The following is a 20713-nucleotide window of genomic DNA, read 5'->3' on the forward strand; positions in this document are numbered from 1 at the left end:
AGAAGTGAAGTAAATGTTTTTATCTGATGATTTTTTATTAACCAATCAATGGTCAAAAAAACTGTACCATTCATCTGCTGAAAAAATGCCGATCATCGACTATCACTGTCATCTATCACCAAAAGAAATTTATGAGAACAAACCTTTCACTAATTTGACAGAAGCCTGGTTGAGTGGCGATCATTACAAATGGCGTTTGATGCGAGCTTGCGGGGTTCCTGAAGAAAAAATCACTGGTCACGCCTCAGATTACGAAAAATTTTATGCTTGGTGTCAAACGGTGCCGAAAATCATAGGCAATCCTTTGTATACTTGGACACATCTTGAATTGAAACGTTTCTTCCAAATCGATTTACTGATCAATGAAGAAAATGCCCTTAACATTTGGGAACAAGCAAATAAACGTTTAGCTGAACCAGCGTTTCGGCGACGAGAGATGGCGAAAAATGCGAAGGTGACTGTCATTTGCACAACAGATGACCCCATCGACGAATTAGTTTATCACGAATTATTGGCAAAAGAAGAACCTGATCTCAAAGTATTACCAGCATTCCGTCCCGATGCTGCGTTAAATCTCACCCACGAGGGATTTTCTGAATGGTTGTCAAAATTGTCTCACGTAATTGGCAAACCAATCGCTGATTACACTTCTTTGATCACCGCATTGAGTCAAAGGATCGACTATTTCCATCAGCATGGCTGTCGCCTATCGGATCATGGATTAGATCGCTTGTCCTATCATACAGCTTCGGAAAATGAGCTTGAACAGATTTTCCAGAAAGCATTGACGAAAGAAACACTGACACAAACAGAAATTGATGCTTATCGAACGGAAACACTCAACCGGCTGATCACTTTATATCATGCGCATGGTTGGACGATGCAGTTGCATCTCCATGCTTATCGTAACTGCAATACCCAAGCATTCACACGCTTAGGGCCAGATACTGGTTATGACGGAATCAACGATCAACCACTAACCAGCCACCTGCAACAGTTATTGGATCATGCCGATCAAACCAGTCAATTACCAAAGACAATCCTTTATTCACTCAATCCAAATGATTATCCCTTACTTCTTGCTCTGATGGGTTGCTTTCAAAAGGAAACCGCCGGAAAACTTCAACTCGGTTCTGGTTGGTGGTATAACGATACCCGAGCAGGCATGCGTGAACAGATGACACAACTTGCTGATGGCGGTGTTTTAGGAAATTTCGTCGGTATGTTGACGGATTCTCGCAGCTTTCTCTCTTATACACGACACGAGTATTTCCGACGCGTTCTCTGTGAGCTGATCGGTGAAATCGTGGAACGAGGTGAAGCGCCCGAAGACATCCATCTTTTAGGAACCTTAGTGGAAGATATCTGTTATACAAATGCGCGAAACTATTTCGGTTTTTTTGAGGAAGAAGAATGACTATGCAAACGATCCATATCGCAGGCGACTCCACTGCTTCGATCAAACACATGACTGCTCGACCAGAAACCGGCTGGGGAGAAGTTCTTGGTAAATACTTCCAGCCTAAGATTCGGGTAAACAATCAAGCAAAAAATGGCCGTAGTTCAAAATCATTCATTGAAGAAGGACGATTCACTCGCTTGAAAGAAGAATTTCAAGCGGGGGACTTTTTGCTGATCCAGTTTGGCCACAACGACCAAAAAATCACTGAAGCAAAAGGAACAGAACCATATGGTGGGTATATAGATGCACTTGCTATCTATGCACAAACAGCCTTATCCTCAAATGTACAGCCAATTTTCTTGACCCCTGTCACGCGACGCCTTTACTTGAAAAATGGGCAATTAGATCCGAACTGCTTAGGAGAATATCCAAAAGCAATGAGGCAATTCGCAGAAAAAAATAACTACCCCATTTTGGATGTTTTCACTCGTTCACAAGCAACTCTTCAACAGTATACGCAAGAAGAAACAAAAAAGTTCTACTTGCATTTACCAGTTGATACTTATGAAAATTATCCCTCAGGACTTTGTGACAACACTCATTTTAGTCCAGAAGGCGCTGCTTTAGTCGCTCAACTCGTCGTTGAACTACTAAAAGAAACTGATCTTCCATTAGTAAATTATCTTGATACTCCTCATATCTAAAACTTGATTCAAAGGATTTACAATTTTACCCAGACAAAGCAAAAACTTAAAGCATACAATATGCTTTAAGTTTTTGTTTTGTCTATTAAATTAGGACTCAATGATACGATCAAAGGCTTTGTGTTCGATCATTATTCTTTTGTTTTTCCGCTAATGAAGGTCTTCTAGCCGTAATTGCCAAGCTGACGCCCTCTTTTAATTTTTCAAACATAAAAAGATCTTTGTTTTCTACTTGTAGACTTTGGCGGATTTCTTGGAAGATCATTCGTTGGTCTTTCACTGTATAACGTGCATATTCGTGAATATAGCGATGAGTTACCATAAATGAAAGAAGAGCAAAAGGCGTGTGATTCTTTTGTTTTTCTGTTAACCGCTGATATATGACTCGATCCAGTTTTTCTGCCCAGATCAAACTGTTTTGATAATGCTCGAAATGCGTTTTTGTGGATACCCAACGAAAATTTTTATCATAGGCCCATGAATCTTCGACAAGCTGATGTTTCAATTTTTTTAGTGTCTGTAGTAACTCTTTTGTTCGTTTATGTAGGATAAATTGATTGAAAAGGGCTAAGTCAAAAGGTTTCGTAACATTCAATTCTTTAATAGGTGCGGTAATTTCGATCGTCATTTTCTTTGGCATAGGTTCACATCCTCTCGTTTGTTTATCGGTGCCTTTCTGCAACTTAATGATAACAAAGGATGATCCTTGCCTGTCCATCACTTTTTCTTCTGAAAGAAAAAATTGTTTTTCATAAAAAAACTGGCATGAAATCCTTTAGAGATTTCATGCCAGAAAGTTATTTTGTTGGTGACTATTCGCTGTACAAGTCGCGTACTGGTGTCATGATGATACGGTTTAAATCGTTGATGATCGTGCTGAACCCTTGTTCTTTTTGCATCAAGTCATTGATGACTTCTTCTGTTTGGATTTTCATTGCCATTTCTTGCGCTCTGGCAGCATCTTCATCGCTGAATTCTTGTCCGCTCATTTGTTTTTCTTGTAATTCGATCTGCATCGCTTGGAAATCTTTGAACAGTTGGTGTGCTTCTTCATTCGCTTTTACTTTTGCATAAGCTTCTTCTAGCTCTTTGAATTCTTTTAGTTCACGAATCTCACGTTCGATTTGATTTGCACTATCATAAATATTTGACATACGACGGCCTCTTTTCTTCTATTTAATAAACTCTATTGTAACATGAGGTGATTTGTTTTCAAAGTGCCTACTCTCCTTGGAATCGACGCCATAGATCTCGTGTTGCATCACCGATACCTTGTACGCCTTCTCTCAGCATATCGCCAAAATTCCTTAGGCCATCTTTTGCTTGTTCGCCATAACGATCTAAATTGTCTTGCCAGTTCCCCTGATTCTCTTCATTGGTTTGTGAATTATCTGGTACTTGATCTGCTGGGACGACTTGACCGCCGGTAGCATAGGCATCCGCAACATTGAATCTTGTTTGCTCGGTGTAAGGCAAGATGCCTTCTGCTGCTGATTTGAAGACTTTCCCCACCACATTGCCACTTGTACCTTCTAAATAGTGAAGTTCACTCGTTTCTTCAAATCCCAACCAAGTAGATATGACTACATCTGGTGTATATCCAACGATCCATTGGTCATTCGCTTTTGTAGCATCAAAATTCGTTTCTGTCGTTCCTGTTTTCCCTGCCACCGTATAACCATATGGATTCGCTGCAACACCCGTTCCATTAGAGAACGTACCTAGTAACATGCTGGTCATTTGATTCGCCGTTTCTTCGGAAATGACCTGCTTTGGTTTACTGTTGGTATTATCAACGATGACTGCTCCAGTAGAGTCAACGATCTTGGTGATCAAATGCGGTGTATACATCTTCCCATTATTGGCAAATGAACCATAAGCCCCCGCCATAGTCATAGGAGATACCCCATTTTTCAAACCACCTAACGCTAACCCATAATACTTGTCTGAATCAGCTAAAGGTAAGCCAAATTCTTTTGTCTTATCAAAGCCTTTTTGAAGACCGATCTCATGAAGTAGCCACACAGCTGGTAAATTCAAGCTTTGAGCAACTGCTTGATACATCGGTACTTCCCCTTGATAGGTCCCATCAAAGTTGTGTGCATCATAATAAGATTGTGGTTTATCTTCAAGAATACTTGACGGTGTATAGCCAGCTTCTAACGCAGGTGCAAACACACTGAGTGGTTTGATTGATGAACCAGGTGAGCGTTTCATCTGCGTTGCAAAGTTGAATCCTCTAAAGACATGTTCCCCACGTCGACCAACGAGCGCTGCAACCCCTCCTGTTTTCGGATCTAGTGCAACTGAACCTGATTGGACCATGGCACCATCTGTCGCATTTGGAGGGAATAACGCATCATTTTGATAAGTCGCTTCTAGTTGTTGCTGATAATTCTGATTCAATGACGTATAGATTTTATAGCCTTTGTTCATGACATCTGCTTCATCTAAGCCATATTCACTAACAGCTTCATCAATCACTGCATCAAAATAATAAGGATAACGATAACCAGACTCCGAACCAGTATACGTATCATTCAAATAGTGTGTGATGTCCGTCTGAGACTCAGCAGTTGCTTGTTCTTCACTGATTTTACCATTGTCTGCCATCACGCTTAACACCGTATTTTTCCGATTATTAGCATTTTCTGGATGATCGATTGGGTTGTAGATACCAGGACCCTTCAACATCCCCGCTAACGTAGCAGCTTCAGACAGCGTGACATTGTTAGCATCCACTCCAAAATAGCGTCTTGATGCATCTTGTACACCCCAAACCCCATTACCAAAATAGGCATTGTTCAGATACATCGTTAAAATTTCTTCTTTGCTGTACTTCTTCTCGATCTCAATCGCTAGAAAAAGTTCTTTCGCTTTTCTGTCAAACGTTTGATCTAGTGTAAGATACGCATTTTTGGCTAACTGTTGGGTAATGGTACTTCCGCCACCCCCGCCTGTACCACCAGATGTGATCATCCTTACTGCTGCTCTGGCAATCCCTTTGATATCAAAACCAGGATGTTGATAAAAATTCCGGTCTTCGGTCGAGATAACGGCATCTTGGATCAGTGGAGAAATCGCATCTAACTCCACATAAGACCCTTTTTGTGCATACAACGTCCCCGCCTCTTCGTTGTTTTTATCATAAATCACGGTCGACTGACTCAAACCAGATTTCAGTGTTTCAACATTCGCTTGTTTTGCTAATACAAATAGATAAATACTCGTGATCAATACGAAGATCAGTCCGATCAGTAAAATCAACTTGTTGATATGATATTTTTTCCAAATGCGCTTACGCCATCGATGGAATTGTCCGAGGTAAGGCTTAATCCATCGCCAAAAACTGATGAGCGCAGTTTTTATTCTTCTTAACATGCTCTGAAAATCCATTCACTTCTTCTCCTGTCTATTGATCTCATTCTTCTCATTTTAACATAACTAATTATGCGTGACGTCCTGCTTGAGATGTAGGTGTACGCTTTGTTTATTCACAATGTGGATAGTTTAGCATATGAAGTGAAGGAATTTTTCCATTTTTTTCTTAAATATCTGTTAAAAATGTTACAATGAATCTGAATTTCAATGAAAGGTGTGAGCATGTGGACATCACAATCACGTTACCTGAATCTCATCCAACCATGACGATTCGAGAATTATTAGAAAATGAGTGGCTTGTACCAAGAAAAGTCCGACACTTTTTACGTATACGTAAAAACGTCTTATTGAATCGCGAACCTGTTTTATTCCATCACGAAGCAAAAGCTGGAGATCAAATCACTTTGCACTTCGAGGAAACTGACTATAGTTACCAAGAGATCCAATTGGGGGAAGCAACAAAAGTCAGCGTGTTGTATGAGGATGAGCACTTGATCATCGTCAACAAACCAGTCGGTATCAAAACGCATCCGAATGAACCGACAGAAACGAATACGTTATTGAATCATCTGGCTGCTTACTTAAATCAAAAAAAGCAACGTCCATATGTCGTTCATCGATTAGACAAGGAAACGAGTGGAGCTGTTCTATTTGCTAAAAATCCTTTTATTTTACCTATTTTAGGTAGAATGTTGGAACAGAAAAAAATCTACCGCCGTTATCAAGCCGTTGTTTGGGGTAAACTTTCTCAAGATGTAACAATTACAGACAAAATCGGCAGAGATCGTCATGATCGTCGCAAACGAGTGGTTGATCCAAGAAATGGGCAACCAGCCATCACACATGTCCAAGTCGCCGAATTTTCGGCAGATAAAACAAAAGTCTATTGTGTCTTGGATACAGGACGAACCCACCAAATCCGCGTACATTTAGCAAATCAAGGCCACCCCATTGTTGGTGACCCGCTCTATCAAACGAAGTCAGCGAAACGTTTGATGCTCCATGCGTTAGAACTCCATATGCCCCATCCATTTACACAAGAAAAAATCATTGCACAAGCATTGCCGGGATTATGGTAAACACTTGAAAATAGTCATAAACAAAAAACTGAGAATTGGGAACTTAATACGAGCCCAATTCTCAGTTTTTTTCTGTTTCTATCAAAAATATGAATTGACAGTAAGCGCATACATGCTAGACTTACATTAGTATGTATATAAAAAATATCAAGGAGATCATTCATATGAATATTGAAATAACTAACCTTTCGTCACAAATTGCTGTAGCAACCAAAGCGACTGCTGTTACTATGGAGAACATGACCGTTGCAATAGATACTGGCTATGAAAAATTGATGCACGCTGTTGCTGAACAAGGTGCCCAACTGATTGGCGCCCCCTACTGCGCTTATCTGAATAGCAACGAAGACTTTACCATCTTTGACATTGAGTTAGGGATTCCTATCAATACAGCTATTTCTGCAAGTGATGAGGTGTATATGAGTCAAACGTATGGTGGAAAAGCCGTTATCGCCACACATCAAGGTTCTTACGCCACACTTAAGGCAACATACGAGGCAATGCTGGTTTATCTCCAAGAAAATCATTTGGAAAGTACAGGCGTTTATTATGATTACTATCTAAGTAATCCGCTTGATACACCGGAAAACCAATTATTGACACAAGTTGTTTTTCCAATCAATTAAGTTCGGATTCATGTTGCTCCAAACCAGTCTCATTTGCAACAATTATTTCTTGTACATAATGCTTCTATGACCAATAGAAAATAGTTCAATTATAATTTCAGAGTCAATTATATTTGTTAGTATGCGATAATTCCCAATGCGGTACCGCCACTCACCACCTTGATTTCCAGTCAATCCTTTACCGTGTTGTCGAGGGGTGCTGGTCCCTTCCAAATTTTTTCTAATCCAAGCAACGATTATTCTTGCCTGATTTCGATCCATCTTTCTTAACTGTTTCTGCGCTTGAGGCATATAGATAACTTTATACTTCAGCTAAGAACTTCTCCATGCCAGACTGAGAAATTCCCTTCTCTTTTTTCTTTTTAGAAAGTGCCATTGCATCTTTTAATAATTTTAAATCAATCTCATCTTCGATTTTATCAAGTACTGACGTCCTGTAAAGTTCCTTCAATGATGAGTTATGTACTTTAGCATATTCTGCTACTAGTTTGTTTTCATCATCTGGAATTCTAAAGGTAATTGTGGATTGCCCCATAATCTACCCCTCCGCTCTAATTTGTAACAACATCGTAATAAAAAATACATTCTTTTGTCAATACAACTTTAGTACGTAATATATAGAATAAAAAAGAACGGCTACCAATAATGACAGTCGTTCTCTATACCTATTTTTATTCAAGTTTCCATCTAAAAATTAAAAGTCGCTATTTTCTTCTTAGATTTATGCAAATTCATTTCCTTCTCGATGTGCCTTTTCCGCCAATAATAAACTGCCGATGATCCCACTTTCATTTGGCATGCCCCATTGAACAATATACTCCTCTACTGGCGGCGTTTCCATGTAACCAGCCATCAATGTCATAAATTGTTCTCTCACTTTTTGTAGTAAGTGTGCTTGATTCATGACACCACCACCTAAAATGATTTTTTCTGGCGCTAATGTCAATGTATAATTGACTAATGCTTGTGCAAGATAATATGCTTGGATATCCCAGACAGGATGATCCTCAGGTAAATTTTGTCCCTTGATTCCTGTACGTGCTTCGATCGATGGTCCAGCCGCTAATCCTTCTAAACAGTCTTTATGGAAAGGACAAGTTCCTTCGTAGTCGTCTTCTGGATGACGTTTGACCATGATGTGCCCCATTTCCGGATGCGCACTTCCAGAAAGAATATCGCTATTCAACACAACACCGCCACCAATACCTGTGCCGACAGTCAAGTAGATGCAACTGTTTTTCCCTTGCGCCGCCCCTTTTAACAATTCACCATATGCCGCAGCATTGACGTCGGTTGTCCATGCCAAAGGAACGTCGTATCGTTGTTTGATGCTTCCTAAGAAATCAAAATCTCGCCATCCTTGTTTAGGCGTAGCTAAGACATAGCCATAGCGATCATTCGTTGGATCAATACCGATTGGACCAAAGGAACCGATTCCAATTGCTTCTAATTCAAAGCGATCAAAGAAATCAAACACTAACGCCAATGTTTCCTCCGGTAAAGTTGTCGGTACACTGATTTTTTCAATGATTTCTCCCTGATCTGATACTGCACAAATAAATTTTGTTCCACCTGCTTCTATTCCACCATACATCAATTATTCCTCCTCAAAGCCGACTGTCCGAATCTCATAAGGCTGGAGCATTTCGTCAATCGTCTCTTGACATTCTTCTTCAAGGAGATTCAACCGTTTGCCTTTTTTGCCATTTTTCGTCAAATGCAACGATTCTAAATGACTAGACATATTGAATCCTCTCGCTACTAGTTTATCATTAAGTTTGCTTCGTTTCAAAGCAGTAATTGCAAACGTTTCCCCTTCAATTGATAAATATTGGTTTTTCGGTGATAGTTTGCCTACTTGATTGGACAATTGCTTTGTCGAAAATGGAATTTGAGCTGCATAAGCATGCTTGTAGGTGGCGAATTTATCTTCTCCTGTATGGACCTCTAAACTGTAATCGAATTGGTGAACACCTAAACACTGTGCTTCCGGTGTTGGGAAATAACCCCAGTCGCCCATCTCACCGACGCAACGCAGTAATGTCACCGCAATGGTTTTTCCATCCAAGATTTCATATTCATTCAAACCAAAATTACCAATCGTTATCCCTTGGGTTGCATCGCCTAATTGGACAAAGGCATGTTGATGCTGGGGATTGATCGGGTTCTCCCAACTTGCAGAGACTTGGTTTGGACGAGCTACAACTTCAAAAATACTATCTGCTTCGTGTTGTTCCACATGTAACTTCGTTGGGAATAAGACACGTAAGCGATGATCTTTCATCTGATTGTCGATGGTTGTTGTAAAATCGATCTTTTTGCTCTCTGCACGCAACGTAATCAGTGTTGTGATTGTCAGTGGCTTTGTTTCTTTTGAGCGTTGGGCTTGCCTAAAGCGGAACTCTCGTACCATTTGTTGCTCTTTTTCTAACCGATCATCTGCAGAAATAGGGATGTCAATGGTTTGAGTTAGTTTGATTTGAGCGATTTTAGATGTATCCTTGATGATCTCAACAGTACTTCTCGGTTGGTCTTTTGAAAGAATCGCTTGTTCATTCTTTGGTTGCTTGAAGATATATTCGTTACCGATGTCACCGACGTCTTCAAATGTCAATAACTCTTCAAATTCTTGCCCGCTCGTTTTATCCAATAAGGTCAATGTCCCATTTTGCTCAATGGATACATGCACGAATTGATTTTCAATACAGCGTCCTGCTTGAGTAATCATCGACTCTTGTTTTTCATCCGTTGCTCCTTCAACTAAAGCGAATGTTTCCCATGAAAATGCAGGCATTTCATCAATTGGTAGCTCAATCGTGACATATCTTGCCATATATGGCACTCTAAAGCGATCTTTCGGTAAATCATAGCCAAATGATACAACTTCTTCAGAAACCAAAGCTGGGATCTGTTTTTTTTCAGACGTTTCAACATGGTAGTATTTCTTAGGTTGTTCCGCCAATTCTTGATATAGCTCCTCTGGAATACCTTCTGCAAATCGTTTTCGTTCCAACTCTAAAGTGATTACGGCTGACCCTGTTTTGGGCATTCCTGCTGTATTGAAAATAACAAAAGGATAGCTTTGCTTCGAAAATCCACTGGTATCAATAGCTGTTGCCAGTTGATCCAATGCTTCTTGTGCTAAAAATCTCCCCACTTCATTGGCTTTTTCAAAACGCGGAATCATTTCTCGATGAACGGAGTCAACTGAGCATCCGCAAATGCTATCATGAGGATGATTTTGCATCAGTGTTTTCCAAGCGTAATCTAATTGATCGTGCGGATACCTTCCTGTCACTTCATATGCCATCGTTGCTAAAGGTTCTGTGACATTTTCAAGTTGACGTTGTACTTTTGTGTTCCACTGTTTGAGGTAAACTCTCGCAGAAGCTGTATTGGCTAACGTATACCAGCCATCGGTTTCTTGACTCGTCAATTCTCCTTCAACTGAGCCAAGATCCTGAGGAAGATCCTGTTGTACCGTTTCTAGATAATCAGTAAAATTGGAATGAATGAATTCATAGTCAGGATACAATTCATTGGCTAATCGAATTGCCTTTGATATATCTTTTTGTACAGGTTGATGATCCACTCCATTCATCATCAATAAATGGTTGGTTGACGCATATTGCTCGGCATCTGCTAACTTCTGATCCCAAAAACGAATCGCAGCTTCTTTCTCAGCTGGAATCTCATTCCCGTTACTGTACCAGTTGGCAAACAATAACCCAAAGATCTCCGTTTGATCAGGGCCTTTCCACCACATCTCAGAATATTGTGACGAATAGTTCTCAGCTTCTAGTACTTGATTATCAAAGCCTATCGGTTTCACCCCACGACCAAACGCAGCAGCTTCTAGTCCTACTTGCTTCATCATTTGTGGCGTTTGTCCCATATTGCCAAAAGTATCAGGGAAATAACCTAGCATGACCGGCGTTCCCCATTTGCGACTTTCTTCCATACCGATCAACATATTCCGAACATTTGACTCTGAGCTAATTAAAAAATCATCCTGTAAAATATAAAATGGTCCAATCCGTAATTTTCCTACATCGATGGCTTGTTGGATTGCTTCTCTTTTTTCAGGACGTACTTGTAGATAGTCATCTAAAATAATGGTCTGTCCATCTAAATGAAAGCTGTTGAAGTCTGGATCGGTTTCAAACAGCTCCAACAAATCATCCATTAACTCCACTAATCGCATGTGATGTTGCTCATATGCCATGTACCACTCACGATCCCAATGGCTATGAGAAATGATATACACTTTTTTCTTCATATCTATTCTCCTCCTTATTTTTCCACTCGGATATCAAAGTAATCCATGACTAATTCACAAAACATCATGTTTGCCCAAGAAAACCATTCTCTTGTGTAGTTTTGCGGATTGTTCACATCAAAACCTTCATGCATCAAGTGTGTCCCTGCATCGGTCGCTACTAGTAAATCAAGGATTCGTTCTTTTTCTTGTTTGTCTTCTGTCGTCATTCCTTCCATCGCTAGGGCGATTGGCCAAATATAATTCTCGGGCGTATGCGAAGAACCAATTCCTTTTGCATACTTCCCTTCATAAAAGTAAGGGTTCTCTTTACTTAACAAAGTGTTTCGCGTATTTATATAGTGTTCATCTGTACTGGAGCAATAACCCAAATAAGGTGCTGAAATCAAATTAGGCACATTGCTATCGTCCATTAATGAGGCATTCCCTAAGCCGTCTACTTCATACGCATAAATCGTTTCACCTTGTTGATTTTCGATTTTTCCATAGGTGGCAATCCCCTCTTGGATGGCTGTTTTTAAGTCGTTTGCTTTTGTAACGATTTCTTGGTCTTCAAGAATTGAGGTGAAAATCTCTTCCACATATCCTAGAATAACTACAGCAAACATATTGGATGGGACAAGATAGCCATATTGACAGGCATCATCGCTCGGACGAAATCCTGACCAAGTCATACCCGTGGGCGCAATCGCCGATCCACGTCCCTCGTTGACTAACGTATCTTCTTTTCTTGTGGTGTCTCTTGTAAAGGTGTAAGGCGATTGTCGATGGTCTTGTTCTACTTGAAAAACTTCTAAGATTTTTTGAATCCCCTCAATAAATGAGTGGTCAAATTGATCTGTACGTCCGGTATTCTTGTAAAGTAAATAAGCTAGTTGAACAGGGTAGCATAAAGAATCGATTTCATATTTTCTTTCCCAGATCCAATCGTTCATTTGAGTGTGATCGGTTTGATGCCCTGCGCCATTTGCTTGTTCATTGAACGCATTTGCATATGGATCGATCGTGATATAGTAAAATTGCTTTTTGACTAACCCACTGATCATGTCAGCTAAATCTTCATCCTCTTTCGCAATTACTAAATAAGGACGAACCTGCGCGGTGGAATCACGTAACCACATTGCAGGGATATCTCCTGTGAGTAGAAAAGTTGTCCCATCCTCTTGCCGTTTGACTGTGGTCAACAACGTATTCGCAAAAGCCGAAGAAAAATTCTTAGCCCAATCTGCATGCTCTTCTCCACATTTTTGTATGATGTCATCCATAAATTGCTTCACTGAATTAGGTATATCTTTATAAGCCATATTATATAAACTCCCTTTTGTTTGATATGTCATTATGAATTATACCTGCTCGTACTATAAATGTCTACGCTTTCAATGAACTTTTTTCTATTTACTTTTTCAAGTATTATGCTATGATTTAATTATGATATATCATTAAGAGGTGTAATTATGGAGCAACCATTATATAAAACAATATTTTTAGCGCTAGAAAAAGCAATACATGATGGAACTTTACCTGTCGACAGTCAAGTTCCCACTGAAAAAGAACTATCCCAACAATACAATGTTAGTCGGATCACGTCCAAACGGGCATTGACAGAATTAGAACAACTAGGATTGATTTATCGTGTACGCGGAAAAGGAAGTTTTGTTAAAGCTCCCAAAAAAGGTGTTCCTTCACGTAGTCTCTCTACTCATAAAAGAATCTTATTTCTTTTGCCTTACTTGTCTGATTTATCCGTGGGTGACTTTACTCAGGGCTTGAATCCAATCATGCAAGAACATCAATTCGAGGTCATGATGACGACTTTAGATTTTTTAGAAACAAAGACAGCCAATGATTTGATGCAAGAATTTGATGGCTTGATTTATTATGCTTTTGAAATAGATCAACATCTTGACTTGCTTTTTGAGCTTTCCTTAAAAGACTTTCCAGTACTCATGCTAGATAAAAAAATATATGAGTTACCTTTTCCAACTGTCTTATCGGATAACTTTCAAGGTGGTTCTTTAGCAACCAATCAATTGATTGAACAAGGTCACAAAAAAATCGCTTATCTTTTTGGTGATTTATCCCATCCACAATCCGTGAGACAACGCTATCTCGGTTATCTTGAAGCACTGAATAAAGCAGAGTTATCGTTCCATACTGCATTAAATGATCCAATGGCGACCACTAATGAATTAGCTAACTATATTCATACACATAACGTTACAGCATTTGTTTGTGAGAATGACTTAGTTGCAATTCAAGCAATGACTACGTTAAAACAATTGGGTTACACCATTCCCAATGATTTTTCCGTCATCGGGTTCGATGATATCCAAGCTGCTGCTTTGGTTGATCCGCCTTTAACAACGATTGCCCAAGATTTTCTCCAATTAGGCGAATTGGCGGGCAAAGCGATGATCCAGTGGTTACAAACAAAAGAAAAACCGGCTGACATCAAACATCCTGTTACTTTGATCCAACGACTATCGACAAAGGAGTATACACATGGACATTCAACAAATTGATACACGTCATGGCACTGCGAATCAAGCCAACTTTTCTAATGGGAATTGCCTGCCTTATACAGGCGTTCCTTTTGGTATGAACTATTTTGCCCCACAGACAAATGAACAAAGAGGTAGTTGGTGGTTTCACCCCGATGACCGGATTTTCCAAGGTTATCGTTTGACTCATCAACCTAGTCCTTGGATGGGGGATTTCAGCCACTTTTTGATGACTCCGTTCAGTGGAGTATTACAAGAACCCACGGTGTTCCATGCCCAAAGTTCGTATCGCCCAGAAGAATGTACTTTTTGTCCCACCCACCTTTCCATTGACCAATTGCGTTACGGTATTCAATCGACATTGATCCCTAGTATGTATGGTGGCATCCTTTCCATCACTTACCAACAAAATGATAGCGGTTTATTACTAGCGTTTCCTGGCCGTTTCCGTCTTACTGCAAAAGATGCCTACACACTAGAAGGCCAAGTCACTCATTTTGCGGGCGCAGAAGATCCGAATTTCACTTTTTATTTTGTTTTGGGCTTCGAACAGCCTCTGACAACTAGTGAACTCGAGTATTCTAGCGAACAAGCAGACACCGTAGCTCTTTATTTTGGTCATATCAAGCAACAGACGATTCGGCTAGGGACGTCATTCATTAGTAATGAACAAGCTCACCACAATTTGAAACAAGAGCAAGAAAAACAAGAAAAAGACTATCTTTTAGACAGTCAGGAGCAATGGCAAAACTACTTTGATCGAATCAAAATCAACCATCATGATCAAAAACAAATGCAAACGTTCTATCACAATTTATATCGGACATTCCTATTCCCACAAACTTTTTACGAAATTGATCCAGAAGGAAAAAAAATCCATTATGATACCACTAGTTGTACAGTAAAAAATGGGATTCTTTATACAAATAATGGGTTTTGGGATACGTACAAAACGGTTTACCCACTCTTTTCATTGATTGCGGTCGAAAAATATGAAGAGATGTTGGAAGGTTTTTTAAACAGTTATCGAGAAACTGGCTTCTTACCTAAATGGCTTTCTCCAGATGAACGAGGTCTCATGCCTGGAACATTGATCGATGCAGTGATCGCTGATGCTGCCATCAAAGGTATCGGCAGTCAGAATATGCCGGAATTTTTAGAAGCCATGAAAAAAGGAGCGACAGTTCAAAGTGATCAACAAAATTATGGTCGCCAAGGGACAATCGATTATTTAAAGTATGGCTACGTGCCAAACCATTACCATGAATCGATCAATCACACACTTGATTATGCCTACAGTGATTTTTGTATCAGTCAAGTTGCTCAAACACTAGCTGATGTTGAAACAACTCATCACTATCAGCAACAATCCATGAACTATCGCAATGTTTTTGATACAGAAACTGGTTTTATGCGTTCAAAAGACTGCTCAGGAAAATTCCGTCCTGATTTCTCCTCTATCTCTTGGGGCACAGATTACGCAGAAGGAAGTGCATGGCAAAGCAGTTTTGCTGTTTTCCATGACTTTGCAGGTCTGATCGAAGCGCATGGTGGAAAACAAGCTTTTGAGAACAAATTAGTTGAATTATGTAATCAACCGCCTAAGTTTGAAGTCGGTGGTTATGGGTTTGAAATCCATGAAATGAGTGAGATGGCAGCAACTGAATTTGGACAATTAGCCATCTCTAATCAACCAAGTTTTCACTACCCTTATCTTTTCCATTACCTTGGGAAACCCGAAATGGCACAACCTTTGATCAAACAGTTGCTTACGCAACTTTTCGATGCATCACCTACTGGCTATCCTGGCGACGAGGATAATGGCAGTATGGCCGCTTGGTATATCTTTAACAGTTTAGGTTTTTACCCAGTTACACCTGGAACCGGTGAGTATGTCATTGGTATCCCACTGTTTGATCAAGTGATCTTAACACTTTCAAACGGCAATCAATTGACTATCCATGCTACGCCTAACCAGCCCCAACAACAGTTTATTCACCATGTAAGTCGAGATGGCTACACTTATGAAAAGCTATATTTTACTCATAAAGATTTACTAAACGGTGGCACGATCAACTACCATTTAGGCATTGTTCCTCATACTAAAACTTATTCAGAGGATAGTTTGCCTTATTCTTTAAGTCGCCAAGAATAATATCAGTGGTTCAGCTAGAAAAGAAGCGTGGTTAAGGAAGCTTACTCTTTAGTTAATTCCATTTGCCATCGTCTTCAGCACTAATTTTAGAGAATGTGCGACTCCATTAGGACTTTATTGAATGATTGATTTCACTCATGACTCGTTGTTTACAGATGACTCGTTGAGATGCTATACTAAAGAAAAGAAGCGATGCGCTAACATCACTTCAATGTAGCCGCATGACGGTAGCAAAATTATTTGGAAATTCCCCGTTAAATCTCGCTAAGGTTTATGACGGGGTTATTTTTTATCGTTTTTGCTGATTGTCAGCATAATGCCAACAAGCGCAAGCATCAACGATCCAAACTGGATCATCAATGCCAGTGCTTCCGCAACAGACAAAAGGTTACTCCCTTCGTTGAAGTAGGAAAATGCTCATAAGCATCACCCTCTGAGCAGCTACCATCATAAACAATCTACATGGTCCATTTTAACATAGAACCCATCACATATTTTATATTTTTTGTTTTTTTATATGATTTTTTTCACTTATTCAATCATATAAAAACAGAGATAATGAGATGTTAAATCTCACGATCTCTGTTTTTTTTCAGATGAAACTTCCTTCTGTTTGACTTTGATTTTCTCGGTATTCTGAAGGCGACTGTCCAACGATTTTTTTGAATAATTTTGAAAAATAGGTCGTATTATTATAGCCGATTTCATTAGAGATCTCATTGATATTTTGATTACTATGGATCAGCAACCATTTTGCTTGTTCCATTCTTAAGTGATTCAAGTACGCAGAGAAGCTTTTTTTAGTTTCTTTTTTAAACAGTTGTCCTAGATACATGACATTCAGATGCAAATGTTCTGCGACTTCTTTCAAGGTTAAAGGTTCTTTATATTTCTCATGTAAGATTTGAAGAACTTTTTCGACATTTTGACTATATTTTTGATTATGCTGATTTTCCAATAAAGATAGTAGGAGTTGATGCAACTCTTGGACAGATTTTGCTTGATTGATTTTTTGGATGCCTGTTAAGTATTCATCATCTTCTAAACGGATCAGCTCACGATAGATATCCATAAATAATAAAAAACTGAAATGACGGATATCTTCAGGCGACATGACCGCCTGTTGGAATTGCTCGAAAAAGTCAGAGATCATTTGTTGTGCGAGCGCTAATTGACCACTTTTCAACACACGACTAAATGATACAAAATCAATTGATTGTTTAATTTCTGCTTGTTCGGCATAGAAAATACGTTGATTTTGATCCCCATAGAATTGATGTAGTTGTAAATTATCTTTAGCATGCTGGAAGCTTTGCGGTATCGTTTCCGGATCACAAGATTCATCCCCAATACTGATCAGCCAATTCTCACACATCAGCGACTGTTCAACAAAATGGCTAAACAATTCTACTGCCTCCTCCTGAAGCAACAAAACAAATAAAACAAGTTCTCCATAATTCCGTTGGTAATAAAAAGGTTCTTTTCTTTTTGTCAGCCACTGACTGATTGTCGTTTCAGCCTGCCTAGGTACTTGTGCAAGTAAGACACGTCGCTGACGCTTGCCTAGTTTTTCTAAAAGTTCTTCTTCACTAGGTTCATCCAATTCATCATTCAACCATTGGCTAAATAGAATTTCTTGGTACACTTCTTGTTGATTTTTTTGTTGTCTTCGATGATCCAAGCGTTTCTTGACGGTTTCAAGACTAGTAATCAGTTCTGCTTTATTAACTGGTTTCATCAAATAATTAACGGCGCCTAACTGCATCCCGCTTTTTAGATAATCAAATTCTTGATAGCCCGATAAGATCATAAATTCAAAAAAATGTTCTTTTTGAGCAACTTCAATAAATTCTAATCCATTCATCTCAGGCATCGTTACGTCTGTGACAACTAGATCAATTGGCTGCGTCTCTAAAATCGATAGTCCCTGCATAGCATTTTCTGCAGTAGCAACAACGTTAAATCCTAAATTTTGCCAATTGATGATTTTTTGTAAGCCAGCTAAGATCATATATTCATCATCAACTAGTAGTACATTATAAGTCATCAGCAGCTCCCCTTTTTATTTTAAAAGTAATATGGATCGTTAATCCACCAGTTGCATTTCTAGCTAGGATCATCTGATAACTCGGTCCAAAACTAGCACGCAACCGTTCATTGACATTTTGTAAGCCGATCGATCCACTGAGTTCTACTTTGTTTTGCGCCAACTGTGCGCTGATTTCAGCTAATCGCTCTTCCGTGATTCCTTTGCCATTATCACGAATCAAAAGATGAACAAGTCCATTTTCTTCAAATACTTTTACACTCAATGCGTTATCAAAACGAGTAAAATCAACGCCATGTTTAAAATAATTTTCTACTAATGGTTGGATGATAAATTTCGGTACTTCAATCTCTTCCAATGATGATTCAATCGTGAAATGATAGGCGATACGGCTAGGATAACGCATTTGATAGAGGTACACATACTTCTCACAAAAATCCAATTCTTCTTTTAAATGAATCGTCTTTTCCTGGTTGGTGTTATTACGTAATAATGCAGAGAAAGCATAGACAACATCTGCTAGTTCTTCACTACCTTCACTGATGGCATACATTCGAATATATTCCAATGTATTGTATAGAAAATGCGGATTGATTTGTGCTTGTAATGCGCGCATGTGCGCATCTTGTTGTTTGATTTCTAATTTGTAGATATCTTCCACATATTGATTGATACTGCCTAGCATCTCATTGATTCCGACTGATAGGTCTTTTAGCTCGTATTCAGTGATACTAGTATCCACACGAGTATCTAAATTCCCTCTAGCCACTTCATCCATGGCTTCCATGACACGATCGATTTGTTGAGAATAACGTTTGAACGTCTTGTATAAATATAAAAGCAATAAACCATCCAATAAAATGACGCCAATAATTAACGGTGCTAAGCTTTTTTCTGTTACTTGGCGAACCGTACGCTTATCTAATGTGGCTAAAATACGATAATCGTCGGACACCTCTTGCGATTGGATAAAATTCGATTTTTCTAATTTCTCCACTGGTAATGTAGAATCCGCTTGTAGGGTCTGATTGATCAACTTTTCCTGCTTAAAGATTCGTTCTTTGCCCAGTGCTCGATCATGAAATGTATACAACCGATTACTCGTTCCGGAAATCATGTAAAGAGATAATCCATTAAACGTATTTAAATTCGTCAGCGCTGCATCAAGTTCATCTTTATCAAACCCTACAAACATACTGCCAATTTCTGCGCCACCTTGTGTAATCGTCATTTTGATATAAAAAGCCTGTTTTAATTGTGGCGTTCCCTTCTTGACTATCCCGCCTTTGTTCTCTCTAGTGGACTCAAAATATTCTGGTAATTGGTTGAACACAAGGTACACACTACTTACCTCTTCATAATTGACATACATATCACGAACTACGTTAGGGAATGAAAGAAAATCAGCAGATTGTCGTTGTCGGTCGTACGCATACATCAAATATTGATCGATCGGTTTAGTTAAATAAGTGGTGGTATTCTCGATTTTATCTGAATCCCCTACAAATTGATCTTTGATCACTTTACTTAACGTTGTTTTATCACTAAGCGTTCGCAACGTACTTTGAACTGCGTCATTCACTACTTGTTGTGCTTGAATTTGTCTTTGGATGAATGTATGCACACTGATGATGATCGTTGCAATCATCGTCAAAGCAATCATCATGATCGCATATTTACGCAATAAACGGTTTAACAACGTTCCTTTTGAAAAGATAAAATCTAACCTATTCATATGTTTCCAACTGCAAGTCCAGATTTTCCCGCCATTGTTTGGTGATCGTTCCGTTCCAAACTGTAAGTAACCCAATCAAACCAAATAAAATCAACCCTTTATAATTCCACGTCACCCAAAGAATCAGACCACTGCCAAGGATGATTTTTAAGAAAGTTGAAAAACTTGCGAAACTGGAAATCAAGCTCAACTTCAGCAGATTTCTTAAAGTCATTTGATAGCCACTATCTAAAATCATACTATATTGATACGTCGCATAGGCGTACAACATGCTGAACAGTATAATAAAATCAACCACTAAGAAAAGAATCCCTTGAATCTGTACAGATAAATACAAGTTATAACTAAGCAAAAAAAGACAAGCCGAAAAAAGACCAAACAATTGATTTCCTCGCACGAAGGACTGTTTGAACATCTGCCAACTTTCGCTGATCGTGATGTCTTTATATTCGAAACCATGGAGATAAAACTGTTCATTGACAACTTTCCAAGCTGGCCCGATTCCTAAAACGACGCCGCCACACACAGCTAAGCCCCAAAAATACAATGTCAATTTCATGATGACCCATACGCGTATGAATACTGTTTCCAATGCTCTACCTAACACAGGACTTCCCCCCCTTTTATTCTTCATCATATCCTATTATACAAAAACATACTGTAACATTGAGCATATTGGAACCTTTAAAACCAAATAAATGGTCTTCGAGGAGCAATACTTCGGTTATCAGCTAGATAACCGATAGTCCAGAAGTAGCTTCTTCGTAAATAAGGCGGAATCCACAAAAATGCAAGAGCAATTTC

Annotated in this window: 18 protein-coding genes; 6 read left to right on the forward strand and 12 right to left on the reverse strand. The window is 39.1% G+C overall.

The annotated features are described in order from the left end of the window. The first annotated feature begins 13 nt into the window (after positions 1–13). Entirely contained in the window at positions 14–1417 is a 1404-nt protein-coding gene (gene uxaC, locus IGK01_RS12620) for a glucuronate isomerase (RefSeq protein WP_010734170.1), read from the forward strand. A 2-nt stretch (positions 1418–1419) separates the two neighbouring features. Beyond that, the gene (locus IGK01_RS12625) at positions 1420–2106 is read left to right on the forward strand and encodes a rhamnogalacturonan acetylesterase (RefSeq protein ID WP_023520464.1); all 687 of its coding nucleotides are present in this window, start codon (positions 1420–1422) and stop codon (positions 2104–2106) included. A gap of 109 nt (positions 2107–2215) precedes the next feature. On the opposite strand, the gene IGK01_RS12630 is transcribed toward IGK01_RS12625, so the two are convergent. The 3 genes from IGK01_RS12630 to IGK01_RS12640 form a co-directional block, all read right to left on the reverse strand. Further along, entirely contained in the window at positions 2216–2746 is a 531-nt protein-coding gene (locus tag IGK01_RS12630; protein ID WP_023520465.1) for a hypothetical protein, read from the reverse strand. Positions 2747–2918: 172 nt separating this feature from the next. Further along, complete coding sequence (locus tag IGK01_RS12635) at positions 2919–3260, reverse strand: YlbF family regulator (RefSeq protein ID WP_010734167.1); 342 nt, start codon at positions 3258–3260, stop codon at positions 2919–2921. 67 nt (positions 3261–3327) lie between these two features. Continuing rightward, positions 3328–5502, reverse strand: coding sequence for a PBP1A family penicillin-binding protein (locus IGK01_RS12640; RefSeq protein WP_023520466.1), 2175 nt, complete (start codon positions 5500–5502; stop codon positions 3328–3330). A 209-nt stretch (positions 5503–5711) separates the two neighbouring features. Here IGK01_RS12640 and IGK01_RS12645 point away from each other — a divergent pair, with 209 nt between their 5' ends. Next, positions 5712–6566, forward strand: coding sequence for an RluA family pseudouridine synthase (locus IGK01_RS12645; RefSeq protein ID WP_023520467.1), 855 nt, complete (start codon positions 5712–5714; stop codon positions 6564–6566). A 164-nt stretch (positions 6567–6730) separates the two neighbouring features. Then, the gene (locus IGK01_RS12650) at positions 6731–7192 is read left to right on the forward strand and encodes a GyrI-like domain-containing protein (RefSeq protein ID WP_438840805.1); all 462 of its coding nucleotides are present in this window, start codon (positions 6731–6733) and stop codon (positions 7190–7192) included. Positions 7193–7234: 42 nt separating this feature from the next. On the opposite strand, the gene IGK01_RS12655 is transcribed toward IGK01_RS12650, so the two are convergent. The 5 genes from IGK01_RS12655 to IGK01_RS12675 form a co-directional block, all read right to left on the reverse strand. Beyond that, positions 7235–7504 (reverse strand): type II toxin-antitoxin system RelE family toxin, encoded by a 270-nt coding sequence (locus IGK01_RS12655; RefSeq protein ID WP_224434911.1) that lies wholly within the window; start codon positions 7502–7504, stop codon positions 7235–7237. Next, positions 7494–7727, reverse strand: coding sequence for a type II toxin-antitoxin system RelB family antitoxin (gene relB / locus IGK01_RS12660; protein ID WP_010734162.1), 234 nt, complete (start codon positions 7725–7727; stop codon positions 7494–7496). The genes IGK01_RS12655 and relB overlap by 11 nt, the downstream gene beginning before the upstream one ends. Before the next feature lie 186 nt (positions 7728–7913). After that, positions 7914–8786: an ROK family protein gene (locus tag IGK01_RS12665; protein WP_023520469.1), complete on the reverse strand. Its 873-nt coding sequence runs from the start codon at positions 8784–8786 to the stop codon at positions 7914–7916. A gap of 3 nt (positions 8787–8789) precedes the next feature. Then, positions 8790–11471 carry an alpha-mannosidase gene (locus tag IGK01_RS12670; RefSeq protein WP_438840806.1) on the reverse strand — a complete coding sequence of 894 codons (2682 nt, stop codon included), beginning with the start codon at positions 11469–11471 and terminating at the stop codon, positions 8790–8792. Positions 11472–11485: 14 nt separating this feature from the next. Further along, on the reverse strand, positions 11486–12775 hold the full coding sequence (locus tag IGK01_RS12675; RefSeq protein WP_034691560.1) for a glycoside hydrolase family 125 protein: 1290 nt from the start codon (positions 12773–12775) through the stop codon (positions 11486–11488). 150 nt (positions 12776–12925) lie between these two features. Here IGK01_RS12675 and IGK01_RS12680 point away from each other — a divergent pair, with 150 nt between their 5' ends. Together IGK01_RS12680 and IGK01_RS12685 are read left to right on the forward strand one after the other, a co-directional pair. Next, on the forward strand, positions 12926–13993 hold the full coding sequence (locus IGK01_RS12680; protein ID WP_010734158.1) for a GntR family transcriptional regulator: 1068 nt from the start codon (positions 12926–12928) through the stop codon (positions 13991–13993). Beyond that, positions 13974–16127: a GH92 family glycosyl hydrolase gene (locus IGK01_RS12685; protein ID WP_023520472.1), complete on the forward strand. Its 2154-nt coding sequence runs from the start codon at positions 13974–13976 to the stop codon at positions 16125–16127. The genes IGK01_RS12680 and IGK01_RS12685 overlap by 20 nt, the downstream gene beginning before the upstream one ends. Positions 16128–16409: 282 nt before the next feature. On the opposite strand, the gene IGK01_RS12690 is transcribed toward IGK01_RS12685, so the two are convergent. From IGK01_RS12690 to IGK01_RS12705, 4 genes are all read right to left on the reverse strand, one after another. Further along, positions 16410–16511, reverse strand: a complete 102-nt coding sequence (locus IGK01_RS12690) for a putative holin-like toxin (RefSeq protein WP_019724559.1) — start codon at positions 16509–16511, stop codon at positions 16410–16412. 208 nt (positions 16512–16719) lie between these two features. Then, positions 16720–18174 carry a response regulator transcription factor gene (locus tag IGK01_RS12695; RefSeq protein ID WP_153830600.1) on the reverse strand — a complete coding sequence of 485 codons (1455 nt, stop codon included), beginning with the start codon at positions 18172–18174 and terminating at the stop codon, positions 16720–16722. Next, entirely contained in the window at positions 18164–19909 is a 1746-nt protein-coding gene (locus tag IGK01_RS12700; protein WP_023520473.1) for a sensor histidine kinase, read from the reverse strand. The genes IGK01_RS12695 and IGK01_RS12700 overlap by 11 nt, the downstream gene beginning before the upstream one ends. Further along, positions 19902–20516 (reverse strand): YesL family protein, encoded by a 615-nt coding sequence (locus tag IGK01_RS12705; RefSeq protein ID WP_023520474.1) that lies wholly within the window; start codon positions 20514–20516, stop codon positions 19902–19904. The genes IGK01_RS12700 and IGK01_RS12705 overlap by 8 nt, the downstream gene beginning before the upstream one ends. Between the last annotated feature and the right edge of the window lie 197 nt (positions 20517–20713).

This window comes from Enterococcus sp. AZ080 (assembly GCF_051714945.1).
Lineage (GTDB): Bacteria > Bacillota > Bacilli > Lactobacillales > Enterococcaceae > Enterococcus_B > Enterococcus_B pernyi.